9 protein-coding genes are annotated in these 12519 nt (G+C 73.5%); 3 read left to right on the top strand and 6 right to left on the bottom strand.

Annotation, left to right across the window (positions count from 1 at the left end):
• Positions 1-27 precede the first annotated feature (27 nt).
• Together ACRYCC_RS02460 and ACRYCC_RS02455 are read right to left on the bottom strand one after the other, a co-directional pair.
• On the bottom strand, positions 28-1395 hold the full coding sequence (locus tag ACRYCC_RS02460; protein ID WP_433808204.1) for a phosphomannomutase/phosphoglucomutase: 1368 nt from the start codon (positions 1393-1395) through the stop codon (positions 28-30).
• Positions 1396-1490: 95 nt separating this feature from the next.
• The gene (locus tag ACRYCC_RS02455) at positions 1491-1868 is read right to left on the bottom strand and encodes a DUF3499 domain-containing protein (protein WP_433808202.1); all 378 of its coding nucleotides are present in this window, start codon (positions 1866-1868) and stop codon (positions 1491-1493) included.
• A gap of 380 nt (positions 1869-2248) precedes the next feature.
• Here ACRYCC_RS02455 and ACRYCC_RS02450 point away from each other — a divergent pair, with 380 nt between their 5' ends.
• Positions 2249-2626 carry a metallopeptidase family protein gene (locus ACRYCC_RS02450; RefSeq protein ID WP_433808200.1) on the top strand — a complete coding sequence of 126 codons (378 nt, stop codon included), beginning with the start codon at positions 2249-2251 and terminating at the stop codon, positions 2624-2626.
• A 7-nt stretch (positions 2627-2633) separates the two neighbouring features.
• On the opposite strand, the gene ACRYCC_RS02445 is transcribed toward ACRYCC_RS02450, so the two are convergent.
• The 4 genes from ACRYCC_RS02445 to ACRYCC_RS02430 form a co-directional block, all read right to left on the bottom strand.
• Positions 2634-4115: a DUF5719 family protein gene (locus tag ACRYCC_RS02445; protein WP_433808198.1), complete on the bottom strand. Its 1482-nt coding sequence runs from the start codon at positions 4113-4115 to the stop codon at positions 2634-2636.
• The gene (locus ACRYCC_RS02440; protein WP_433808196.1) at positions 4112-8485 is read right to left on the bottom strand and encodes a glycosyltransferase; all 4374 of its coding nucleotides are present in this window, start codon (positions 8483-8485) and stop codon (positions 4112-4114) included. Before ACRYCC_RS02440 ends, ACRYCC_RS02445 begins: the two co-directional genes overlap by 4 nt.
• Before the next feature lie 150 nt (positions 8486-8635).
• Entirely contained in the window at positions 8636-8899 is a 264-nt protein-coding gene (locus tag ACRYCC_RS02435) for a WhiB family transcriptional regulator (protein ID WP_433808194.1), read from the bottom strand.
• 184 nt (positions 8900-9083) lie between these two features.
• Positions 9084-9902 carry a hypothetical protein gene (locus tag ACRYCC_RS02430; RefSeq protein ID WP_433808192.1) on the bottom strand — a complete coding sequence of 273 codons (819 nt, stop codon included), beginning with the start codon at positions 9900-9902 and terminating at the stop codon, positions 9084-9086.
• Between the two features lie 149 nt (positions 9903-10051).
• On the opposite strand from ACRYCC_RS02430, the gene cofD reads away from it, so the two are divergent.
• Positions 10052-11020 (top strand): 2-phospho-L-lactate transferase, encoded by a 969-nt coding sequence (cofD, locus tag ACRYCC_RS02425; RefSeq protein ID WP_433808190.1) that lies wholly within the window; start codon positions 10052-10054, stop codon positions 11018-11020.
• A gap of 55 nt (positions 11021-11075) precedes the next feature.
• Positions 11076-12509 (top strand): coenzyme F420-0:L-glutamate ligase, encoded by a 1434-nt coding sequence (locus ACRYCC_RS02420; protein ID WP_433808188.1) that lies wholly within the window; start codon positions 11076-11078, stop codon positions 12507-12509.
• Positions 12510-12519 lie beyond the last annotated feature (10 nt).

Raw genomic sequence — 12519 nt, 5'->3', positions numbered from 1 at the left:
CTGTCTACAACGTGTGTTCATGTTCGGTCACCGGACCGGCGACGGGGCCGGCTCCCTGACGGTGGAGAGCACCTCGTCGCGGATGGCCGCCATCGTCTGCTCGTCGGCGGCCTCGGCGTTGAGCCGCAGCAACGGCTCGGTGTTGGACGGCCGGAGGTTGAACCACCAGTCGGCGCCGCTGACGGTGAGGCCGTCGAGCTCGTCGAAGGTGACCCCGGCCCGGCCGGCGAACGCGGCACGGATCTTCTCGGTGGCCGCGGCCTGGTCGGCCACCTCGCTGTTGATCTCGCCCGAGGCGACGTACCGGTCGTAGACCCCCAGCAGCACCGACAGCGGCCCGTCCTGCTCGCCGAGGGCGGCCAGCAGGTGCAGCGCCGCCAGCATCCCGGAGTCGGCGAACCAGAAGTCCCGGAAGTAGAAGTGCGCGGAGTGCTCTCCGCCGAAGACCGCGCCCTGCTCCGCCATCGTCTGCTTGATGAACGAGTGGCCGACCCGGGTCCGGATGGGCGTGCCGCCGTGCTCCTTGATGATCTCTGGTACGGCGCGCGAGGTGATCAGGTTGTGCACGATCCCGGATCCCGGATGCTTGGCGAGCTCGCGTACGGCCACCAGCGCGGTGATCGCGGACGGGGAGACGATCTCGCCCCGCTCGTCCACGGCGAAGCAGCGGTCGGCGTCGCCGTCGAAGGCCAGCCCCAGGTCGGCGCCCTCCTTCAGCACGGCGGCCTGCAGGTCGCGCAGGTTGTCCGGCTCGATCGGGTTGGCCTCGTGGTTGGGGAAGGTGCCGTCCAGCTCGAAATAGAGCGGCACGACCTCGAGCGGCAGACCGTCGAACACGGCGGGCACGGTGTGCCCGCCCATGCCGTTGCCGGCGTCGACGACCACCTTCAGCGGGCGGATCCCCGACAGGTCCACGAGCGTCCTGAGATGGGCGGCGTAGCCGGACAGCAGGTCCCGGGCGGTGATGGTGCCGGGCGCGCCATGGTAGGCGGGGACACCCGCGGCGACGAGGTCGCGGATCTCCAGCAGGCCGGTCTGCTGGCCGATCGGCTTGGCGCCCGCCCGGCACAGCTTCATCCCGTTGTAGCGAGCCGGGTTGTGGCTGGCCGTGAACATCACCCCGGGCAGGTCGAGGCTGCCGCTGGCGTAGTAGAGCAGGTCGGTGGAGCCGAGGCCGGCCTCGATCACGTCGGCGCCCTGGCCGGCCGCGCCGCGGGCGAAGGCCCGGGCCAGCGGCACCGACGAGGCCCGCATGTCGTGCGCGGTGACCAGCGCCGTCGCCCCGGTCACCCGGACGAAGGCGGCGCCGGTGGCTTCGGCGATGTCCTCGTCGAAGTCGTCGGGCACGACTCCGCGGACGTCGTACGCCTTAAAGATCTTGGTGAGGTCGCCCACCCGCACTCCCCGCTCGCTGGCACACGCCGTGTCGCATTTGCCACCCGAGCCTATCGGGTCCTGTTGATGGCGTTCACTCCACTCGAACGGCGGCCTCAGCGCTCGCGGGGCGGCTTGGGCAGCGGGGGTGCGGACTTCAGCACCCGCAGGTGCCCGCGGCGGCTGACCTCCACCCCCTGGCCGACCGGCTCCTGCCGGTCGACGGGCTTGGCCGCCTCGCGCACGGCGTCCGCGAGCGCCTCGAGGTCGTCACTGCTGGGCTCGGAGATCTGCTCGGCGGGCAACCGCACCAGCTCCCAGCCCATGGGGGCGGTGAGGCGATCGGCATGGTCGGCGCACAGGTCGTAGCAGTGCGGTTCGACGTACGCGGCGAGCGGTCCGAGCACCGCGGTGGAGTCACGGTAGACATAGGTGAGCGTGAAGACTGCGGGCTCCTTGCAGGCGGTGCGGGAGCAAATGCGGACGGGGCTCACGATGGCCGACCGTACCCCCCTCTCGGCCCCTCCGCCACTATCTCGGCAACCGTGTCCTCGTTACTGCACTTTTTCGCCACGGACCGTTACAAAAAGCAGTGCTCTCCGGGGGTCTCAGCACCCACAGCGGCCCCATCACGTCGCGCGATCTCCCCCCGGGAATCGTCCTCGGATCGGGCCGGCTTCGCACGATCTTGAAGTTACCCGCCCGGGGTGTGCCCGAGCGCTCAGGCTTGTAAGCTCAGAGAGTGCGATCCCACATCGGCAGTGGAGGTGGGACCCTGTCTGAGGGCAGCAGGCAAGACGCCGGAGGCGGTCGCCCATCGAACGGCCGGCCACGCACCCGGCGGCGCGACCGGCGGGGCCGCGGCCTCCGCGGCATGCTGGCGCCCCCGGAGGTGCCGATCTCACGGTCCCGGTCCGAGCGCTTCGACGATCTGGTCACCGACGAGGTGCGCCGGGTCGCGCAGCGATGGAGCCGGGAGCTGGCCGGGGTCGAGTTCGCGGTCGAGGAAGTGCCTCCCACGGAGCCGTGGACCGGCGGGCCCGAGCCGGTGCCGCTGGGCCGCCTGCGGCCTTCGGCCGGGACCAACGCCGCCCGTATCGTCATCTACCGGCGCCCGCTGGAGGCCCGGGGCGGCGGCGACGAACGCGACCTGGCCCGGCTGATCCGCGACGTCGTGGTCGAGGAGGTCGCCGACCTGCTCGGCCTCTCCCCCGAGTCCATCGACCCCAGCTACGACACCCCCGACGAGTAACGGCGCCTCAGGGGATCAGCGAGGTCAGCGAGTCGGCCACCGGCGGGAACCGCACGCTGGTGGGGGCTGGCACGACCGGCACGATGGTGATCAGCTTGTTCATGGTGAGCACCCGGGAGGCGTAGACCGGACCGGACCCGGGCTGCGGAAGGACCATCACCCCGAACCCGCCGGTGGCCCCCGGCGGGGCGGCGAGCCGTACCTCCAGCGTCCGGTTGCCCGGGACCCTGGCGACGTACGGGTTGGCCGCCGCGCCCTGGGCGGTGAGGGCGACCAGCTTCACCGTCGCCGGGCCGTCCGGCGCGGTCAGCAGCACGGAGGACACGTCGCGGTTGTCGGCGACCGCCCCGCCGGACTCCCCGGCCGCGCCGCCGAGAGGCGGCGTCGCCGCACCGTAGGCCACGTCGTCGCCCTGCTGCACGACCAGCCCGCCCAGGATGGGCTGGTCCGCCACGAGCCGGACGGCGGCGGCCTTGCCGGACAGCGCGCGTTCGAGGTCCACCGGCGTGACCGTGCCCGCGGGGGCGTCCAGGGTGTCCTGCCCCTGCGGGGCGAAGGCCCCCGCCGGGGTGATCACCTGGATCTTGATCCGGGCGTCGACGTCGCCGGGCACCGCGATGAGCAGCTGCCGCCGGCCCGCCCCGGACGGTACGCCGGGCACGACCAGCCGCGGCGTGGCGGGCGCGGTGACGGGCAGCCAGTCCACGCCCTTGCCCTTGCCCATCCGCACGCGTACGGAGGCCGCGACCCGCCCGGTGTTGACGTGCACGTGCAGGGCCAGCAGCCGGGCCTGGGCCACGATCACGCCGAGCCCCTCCGGGCTGCCGCCGATGGGCACGACCCGGGTGGTGTGCGGTTCGACGATGGTGCCACGGCCGTCGGCGGTGTCCAGCGGCCCGTCGTCGGACAGCGCCGAGGCGTCCACCGCGGCGGCCTGGTCGTCCACGTTGGTGAGGTAGAGGTCGAGGTGCGAGGCGTCCGCCGGGCCCGGCCCGAGGAACCACAGGTCGGTGCCGGGATCGGCGCAGCGGACCGCCGCCAGGCCCCGGTCGTCGCCCTTCTTGGCCAGCGTCGTCTGCTCCGCCTCGAACCCGCCGGCCAGCGCGCCCGACGCCCGCAGGGTGTACGAGCCCTGGGCGGTCTTGACGTCCTGGGACCACGCGGTGCCCGGCACGTTGACCGAGCCGACCGGGGCGGCGCCCTGCGTCTGGGTCAGGTCGACCCGGCCCTCCCTGAGGGGTGCGGCCTCCTTGCGGCCGGACGAGGGCGGCGGAGGGGCCGACAGCGCGCTCAGCCTGGCACCGCCGGGAGCCGGGCAGGCCACCACGGTGGACCTGATCGGGGAGCGGCCGCCGCCCTCGGCCTGTGCGGTGCCGGCAGGCCGCGAGAAGTCCGCCGCACCGTACAGCGCGAGCACCGCCAGGAGCACCAGCAGCGTGACGCCGTAGCGGTGGGAGAGCAGTCGCAGGACCGAGCCCGGCACGTTCACGCGCCCACCTCGCTGGATTCGCTGGAGTCTCCGGGACCGCGGGACCTGCGGCCGCGCGCCGCCTCATCCCCGGCGCGGCCCACCGGCTCACCGGCGGCCGGCGTACCGGGCAGCGGATCACCGGAGCCCGGCTCATGACGATCCGGCTCGGTCGAACCCGAACCCGAACCCGAACCCGCCTCGCCGAGACCTGGATCGCCGTAGTCCGGCTCACTGAAACCCGGCTCACTGAGATCCAGGTCGGCGGGCTCGGTGTCGCCGAACCACGAGCCGCCGGACAGCGGGTCGCCCAGACCGGCATCACCGAAACCCGGCTCGCCGGGCTCCGGGTCGGCCGGACCGGGGTCGTCGAAACCGGTCGGGCCAGAGTCCGCAGCCAGACCGGGATCGCCGAGGTCCGGATCGCTCAGCCCGGCGTCGCCGTAGCCGGATGGCCCGGGATCCGGATCGCTCCAGGCCGATCCGCCGCGATACCGGTCGCCGGCGGCCGGCTCGCTCGAGCGGTACTCACCGGAGTCCTGAGCTCCGAGGCTCGGGCCCGGTGTGAAACCCGACCCGGTGTAGCCCGGGTCACCGGAACCCGGTTCATCGAAACTCGACCCGCTGAAACCCGAGCCGCTGAAACCCGACCCGCCGAAGCCCGTGCCGCCGAAGCCCGGCCCGCTGAGATCTCGATCGAGGCCCGGCTCGCTCGAGCCCGCTTCGTAGGATCCCGACCCGCCGGGGGGCCGTTCGCCGAAGCCCGGCCCGATGCGGCGGGTCTCACGACGCGGCGACCCGGCCGGATACGACCCGCTCGAGGACGACCCATCGGCACCCGGCCGGCCGGATCCGCCCGAAGGGCTCACCGGATCGGTCGCGGCGTCGTCCCGGCCACCGGACTTCCGGCGGCGCCCGCGCCCGGAGCGCGCCTTGCGCGACCGCGAACCGGTGGGGCTCTCGGCGTCACCGTCACCGCGGCCTGTGCCGTCGTCCGCCTTGCCGGGCTCTGCCGGCTTCGCGGTCGTCTTGCCGTTCGTCCCGGCGATCCCCTCGGCCCGCAGTGCCTCGGGTGGCCCGTCGGCGGCGTCGGTCCCGTCGCCGGAGGCGTCCTCGCCGTCGTCCGCCGGAGCGAGGTCGTCCCCCCGCCGGCCCCGCCGTGGCCTGCGCCATCCGCGCACCGCGTCCAGTGCCGCCCCGGTGCCCTCCTCCACCTGGCCACCGGGCAGCGCCAGCACCGCCACGACCGCGAGCCCGATGGCCTGCACCACCAGCCAGAAGTGCCGCCACCACATGCCGTGGGAGAGCTCGAACCGGCCGCCCGCGGCCGGGACGTCGTAGCCCTGGGCCCAGCCGTCGACGACCCGCGAGCGTATCGGGGACCCGTCGAGGGAGGCCTGCCAGCCGCCGTCGGCGGGCTCGGCCAGCAGCAGCGTGCGGGCGGGACCGCCGGGCGGGATCCGCACCGCGCCGTCCCGCTCCCCGACGGGCAGCGGAGTGATCGTCTGCCCTTCCAGGAGCATCAGCCGGCCGGCCGACGGCACCAGCCGCCACAGCGCGAACTCGTTGGTGCGGCTGAGCCGGGTGAGGTCCGGGGCCGCGTCCATCACGCGGGTCAGCGGGTCCTTCGCCGGCCGCGGGACGAGGACGAACTGGATGCCCATGCGGGCCAGGGCCCGGCCGTCACCGTGACCGGCGGCGAGCTCCCCCACCAGCGTCTTCATGCGGCGTGCGGCGTCGCCGGAGGTCGGGGTCTCGGAGTCGCCGAGCATGGGGGCCGAGCCGCGCAGCACCGTGTAGGAGACCTGGCCCGCGGGACGGCCGGCGCCCTGCACGAGGACGAGCGTCCGGGGCTGCATCGCGCCACCGGCGGTGGCCCCGATGAAGGCCGGGACGACGTCGGGGCCGACCTCGCGGAGCGGCCCCGGGACGCCGGTGACGATCCAGCTCCCCGCCGCGAGCAGCGGCGTGGACAGCGCCGCGAGCGCGACCACCGCCCCGCCCGCGCGGTAGAGGAAGTCCTTGCCGGCCAGCACCTCGGCGGCGCGCTGCACGGCGGCCGTCGCCGCCAGCAGCAGGCCCCCCGCCGCGACGAGGACCGCCACGCTCGGCCAGGCGCGGGCGGAGTCGGCCCCCAGGGCACCGCTGCGGACGGTGGCGGCGCTCACCAGGATCGCCCCGAGCAGGCCGAACAGCGCCAGCATCCAGCCGGCGAGCACGGCCGTCCGCCGGCTGCGCAGCGGGAGCGCCAGCAGCCCGGCGGCCACCAGCCCGGCCGTGACCCACCAGACCGGGGTGCCCGGACCGCCCGGATCCATCATGAAGATCGACTTGGCCTGGAGCCGGGAGTCCACCAGCTCGGGCCGGTGCAGCCCCGCCTCCAGCAGGAACCTGGACGGGTGCAGGAGCAGGCCGAAGGTCCACGGCAGCAGCAACAGCGGCGCGGTCGCCAGCGCGATGGCCAGGTCGACGCCGAGGCCACGGCCGGGGGTCCGCCGCGCCGCGCCCGAGCCGCCGGGAGCGAAGGCGACCCACACCAGGGTGCCGATGACCAGGGCGAGCAGCCAGGTCAGCGGGGCGAACGCCATCGCCACCGTGAGGAGCAGGCCCACCCCCCAGGCCGCCCGGCGCGCGCGCCTGGCCCGCAGGGCCCTGGTCTCACCGGCCGGGGCGGAGTGCGGACGCGGCACGCCGAGCATCCGGGCGACCAGCAGCCCGATCAGCGGCAGCAGGACGATCACGACCGCGGTGCCCAGCCGCCCGCCGCTGACTGCGCCGGTGGCGACCGGCAGCAGCGCGTACGTGCTCGCCAGCCAGGCGCGTACGTACGCGGCGGGGATGCGGCGGCCGTTGCGGGTACGGCGCTCGGACAGGGTGCTGTAGGTGTCGGGGACGAGCGTGCGGGCCGCGAGGTAGGCGGTGAGCCCGGCCAGCGGCACACAGCCCAGCAGCAGCAGCGCCACGGCCAGCCACGGCTTGCCCAGCAGCACGGTCGACAGCAGGGCCAGCACGCCGACGTAGGGCGGGGAGCCGCCGTTGGAGCCGAGGCCGGTCGGATGCCAGCCGGAGAGGTACTGGTCCCACAGGTCGGTGGCGCCGCCCCAGGCGGGCACCAGGGCCCCGCCGCCCAGCCGGCCGCCGGTCGCGATCAGGGAACGCTCCGCGACGAGGGTCACCGCGGTGAGTGCCATCATGAACACCACGCCGGGACTGCTCAGGAACCGGCGCAGCGGGCCGCTCTCGGGAACGATCGGATCGTCCTCGCCCGGCCGGCCGTGATGGGCTCCGATGGAGTCGCCGGACAGCAGCGAGGCGATCCACTCGCCCACCCGGCGCAGCGCGACCCGGCGCGCCATGAACCGGCGGATGCTGTGGTAGACGCGCTTGCGGTTGTGCGAGCGGGCGGCCCGGCCCCGGCGCAGCCGCGGCAGGTCCCGCAGCAGATCACCGACGGCCGCCAACTCGTCCCTGGCCGCGGCGGGCCGCTTGGTGATCAGCAGGGACAGCGCCCGGATCAGCGCGCCGACGAGGTTGCGCACGATCGCGCGCGGCAGCACCCGCAACGGCAGGTTCGCGAGCAGGACGAACAGGGCGTTGCGGCGGTCGAGCCGGCGCGGGTGGTCGGTGGTCACGCCCAGCGCGCGCTGCTGCCGGGCGGAGGCCTCGGCGTGGAAGACCACCGCGTCGGTCACCGCGACCACCCGGTGGCCTTCGGCGTGCGCCCGCCAGCCGAAGTCGAGGTCGTCGCGGAAGAGGCCGAGGTTGACGTCGAAGCCGCCGAGCTGGTCCCAGACGTCGCGGCGGACCAGCATGCCCGCGGTGCTGACCGCGAGGACGTCGCGCAGCCCGTCGTGCTGGCCCTGGTCGAGTTCGCGGCGTTCCACGCCGGTCTCCCGGCGGCCGAACCCGTCGATGGTGACGCCGATCTCGAGCAGCACCCGCCGGTCGGCCCAGTCACGCAGCTTCGGGCCGAGGACACCGATGCGGGGATCGCTCTCGGCGGCGTTGAGCAGCCGGTCGAGCGCGTCGTGCGCGGGCGCGGAGTCGTCGTGCAGCAGCCAGACCCATTCGACCCTGGCCTCCTGCTCCATGGCCCGCTCGTAGGCGGGCCGGTCGCTCGGCACCGCGATGGAGGCGGCCGGGTGCCGCAACGCCTCGGCGACGGCCTCGCCGTAGCCGCTGGTGCGCGGCAGGGACAGCAGGTTGCCCGCGCCGACGACCTCGGTGAGCACGGCCGGGCCACGGTCCTGGCTGTCGGTGTCGACGGCCACCAGACGCTGTACCGGCCGCGTCTGGGTGAGCAGCGCCTTCAACGTCTCCGGAAGCCAGCGCGCCCCGTCATGGCTGACGAGGACCGCGGTGACGACATGACGATCAAGGTCATGCTGCAAGCGTGCGATGTCACGGGCAGGCGACAAGGGTCCGCTCGATCTGTCAAGAGTAGTGAGCCGTGCCGACCCATCCGGTCGGCACGGCTGACCACTGTACGCGAAGCGCCGCTTTATCACGCCATCGATGGGCTCACAGCCCGCGGCAGCCCCCTAAACGGCCTGCCGTTTCAGCTTGCGCCGCTCCCGTTCCGACAATCCCCCCCAGATGCCGAAACGCTCGTCATGCTGAAGTGCGTATTCAAGGCACTCCGCACGCACCTCACAAGCGCGGCACACCTTCTTGGCCTCGCGAGTCGAGCCGCCCTTCTCCGGAAAGAACGCCTCCGGATCGGTCTGCGCGCACAACGCGCGCTCCTGCCAGCCCGGCTCTTCAACCTCTGTGCCGTGCGCCAGCGGGATGAGCACCTCGCTCACAGCGCACCTCCTAGCCCCCTGGAGCCCCTAAGTCATGCCTTCCCTCGAGCTCCATCCCCCGGGAAGGCGCAGAACTACACCGATGAAATTACACGCGTGATAGACCCGGCCCGTCAAGCGGAACGAGTTCCAGGGGGGATGAAGAGGCTGTTTTGGTGTGATAGCGACGTGGCTGGAACCGTGATTACTGCGAGCCGCGTTCGCCGCCGTACCAGTTGCGGTCGTTGCCCTCGGGGTTCTGGCCCTGCGAAGGCTGCTGACCGGCCTGCGGATCGTAGGTCTGCTGCGGGTTCTCCGCGCCGCCGTAGGCCTGTGTCCAGCCCGCCGCGCCCTCGGCCTCACCCTGACCGGGCTGCTGCTGAGGGTACTGCTGACCGTAGCCCGCCTGCTGGCCGTACTGCTGCTGACCGTAGCCCGCCTGCGGGTACTGCTGCTGCCCGTACTGCTGGGGGTCGTAGGCGGGCTGCTGGCCCGGCTGCTGCGGGTAGCCGTACTGCTGGCCGTAGGCCTGGTAGCCGGGCTGGAGGCCGCCCGGCTGCGCGCCGGGCTTCGGCGGCTGGAGCGTCTGGAACACCGTGAAGGCGAAGTAACCGGCCAGCCCGGTCAGCACGAGCTTGGAGACCTCGTACAGGAACGCGCTCAGCTTGATGCCGAGTCCGGCGCCGCTGACCACGGAACTGCCGGCCAGCATCCCGGCCAGCAGGGAGATCACACCGAAGAGCAACCCGGCCCCGAGCAGGCCGAGCCCTATCATCGTGACGGTCTTGGCCTGCGGCGACGGGCCGTCCCCACGGGTGACGAACAGCACTGCCAGGATCACCAGCACCGCCAGCGTGAAGCTGGCGAACAGCCCGTGGCCTTGCGCTTCGTTCAGCGCACGATAGGTGAATTTGTACTCACCGAACAGCAGGTACACCAGACCGGCCAGGAGCTGCAGAGCCGCAGCCCCGATGAGGGCCCAGGCGGCCGGTTCACGGAACCGCTGCAACGCATCCTTATCCACGAGAAACTCCAGAGAGAGATATTCCGCTTTTCATCGCAAGCTTTGCATACCACGTGCGTTCACGTCCCCCATCCAATGGTCGATCTTGCGTTTGTCAACGTTCCGCCCCAGGTCCCAGCCGATGTCCGGGCAGTGGGAGACTTGCCCGCATGCGCATCGTGGTGCTGGCGGGCGGGATCGGCGGAGCACGATTCCTGCGCGGGCTCAAGCAGGTCGTGGCCGGGCCGGACCCCGGCCGGGAGGCCGGCGCGGAGCCGACCGAGATCACCGTCATCGGCAACACCGGCGACGACATCAGGCTGTTCGGACTCCAGGTGTGCCCGGACCTGGACACCGTGATGTACACCCTCGGCGGTGGCATCAACGAGGAGCAGGGCTGGGGCCGCGCCGAGGAGACGTTCACCCTCCGCGACGAGCTCGCCGAGTACGGCGTCGGGCCCGCCTGGTTCGGCCTGGGCGACCGTGACTTCGCGACGCACATCGTGCGCACCCAGATGCTGGACGCCGGCTACCGGCTCTCCGCGGTCACCGAGGCCCTGTGCGCCCGCTGGCGGCCGGGCGTCCGGCTGATCCCGATGAGCGACGACCGGGTCGAGACCCATGTGGTGATCTCTGACGAGTCCGGCCGGCGGGCGATCCACTTCCAGGAGTGGTGGGTCCGGCTGCGCGCCGGCGTGCCGGCCGAGACCATCACCGCGATCGGCGCCGAGGACGCCAAACCGGCCCCCGGGGTGCTGGAGGCCATCGAGGCCGCCGACGTGGTGCTGCTGCCGCCTTCCAACCCCGTCGTCAGCGTCGGCACCATCCTCGCCGTCCCCGGCATCCGGCCCGCGATCGAGGCCAAGACCGTGGTGGGGGTCTCCCCCATCATCGGCGGCGCGCCGGTGCGGGGCATGGCCGACGCCTGCCTGACCGCCATCGGGGTGGAGACCTCGGCGCAGGCGGTCGCCGCGCACTACGGGGCCGGCCTGCTCGACGGCTGGCTGGTCGACACCGCCGACGCCGGCGTGACGGTGGACGGCGTCGAGGTCCGGTCCCGGCCGCTGCTGATGAGCGACCCCGACAGCACCGCCGCCATCGCCCGCGCCGCCCTCGACCTCGCCCTGGAGCTCCGGTGAGCCCGGTCGCCGCCGCGCGCACGCCCGGCGGCCTGCTCCGAGCGGACGGCGCACGATGAGCCCGCGGATCGAAATCTGGGGCCCGCCGGGCCTGCCCGAGATCCGTGAGGGCGACGACCTCGCCGCCCTCATCGCCGCCGCGAGCACCACCGAAGCCGTGAGCACCACCGAAGCCGTGAGCACCACCGAAGCCGTGAGCACCACCGAAGCCGTGAGCACCACCGAAGCCGTGAGCACCACCGAAGCCGTGAGCACCGCCGACGGACCGGGCACGCCGGGCATCCGGGACGGCGACGTGATCGTTGTCACGTCGAAGATCGTGAGCAAGGCCGAGGGCCGGGTGCTGGCCGCCGACGACCGGGAGAAGGCGATCGACGCCGAGATGGTCCGGCTGGTCGCGCGGCGGGCGCACGCCCGGGGCGAGACGCGGATCGTCGAGACCCGGCACGGGCTGGTCCTGGCCGCGGCCGGGGTGGACGCCTCCAACACCGCGGCCGGCACGGTGCTGCTGCTGCCCGAGGACCCGGACGCCTCCGCGGGCCGGATCCGGGCTGGCCTGCACGACCTGCTGGGCGTCAACGTCGGGGTCATCGTGTCCGACACCCTCGGCCGGCCGTGGCGCAACGGCCTCACCGACGCCGCCATCGGGGTCGCCGGGCTGCCGCCCCTGGACGATCTGCGCGGCCGCAGCGACGCCCACGGCAACCGGCTGGACGCCACCATCACCGCGATCGCGGACGAGGTGGCGGCCGCGGCCGAGCTGGTCAAGGGAAAGCTGGCCGGAGTGCCGGTCGCGGTGGTCCGCGGCCTCGGCCACCTGATCACCGCTCCGGGCGAGGACGGGCCGGGCGGCCGTGCCCTGGTGCGCCCGGCCGCCGAGGACATGTTCCGGTACGGCTCGGCCGAGGTCCTGCACGCCCGCCGCACCGTCCGGGAGTTCACCGCCGACCCCGTCGATCCCCAGGCCGTCCACCGGGCCGTGGCGGCGGCGATCACCGCGCCCGCGCCGCACCACACGACCCCGTGGCGGTTCGTGCTGCTGGAGTCGGCCGCGTCGCGGACCCGGCTGCTGGACGCCATGCGCGACGCCTGGATCGCGGACCTGCGCCGGGACGGTTTCACCGAGGAGTCGATCGGCCGCCGGGTCGCCCGCGGTGACGTGCTGCGGCGCGCGCCGTACCTCGTCGTGCCGTGCCTGGTCATGGACGGCTCCCACGACTACCCCGACGAGCGGCGGGCCCGGGCGGAGCGGGAGATGTTCCTGGTCGCCATGGGCGCCGGAGTGGAGAACCTGCTCGTCGCGCTCACCGTCGAGGGCCTCGGCTCGTGCTGGGTGTCGAGCACGATGTTCTGCTCCGAGGTCGTCCGCGAGGCCCTGGAGCTGCCGGCGTCCTGGGATCCGATGGGCGCGGTCGGGGTCGGCCATGCCGCCGCCCCGCCCCGGGCCCGCCCGGACCGCGACCCGGGCGCCTTCATCGTCACCCGCTGACCGGGCCGGG

It is taken from the genome of Actinomadura scrupuli (genome assembly GCF_050971785.1).
Taxonomy (GTDB): domain Bacteria; phylum Actinomycetota; class Actinomycetes; order Streptosporangiales; family Streptosporangiaceae; genus Actinomadura_E; species Actinomadura_E scrupuli.
The sequence above is the reverse complement of the archived record's forward strand: the minus strand, read 5'-3'. Positions and strand labels throughout refer to the sequence as shown.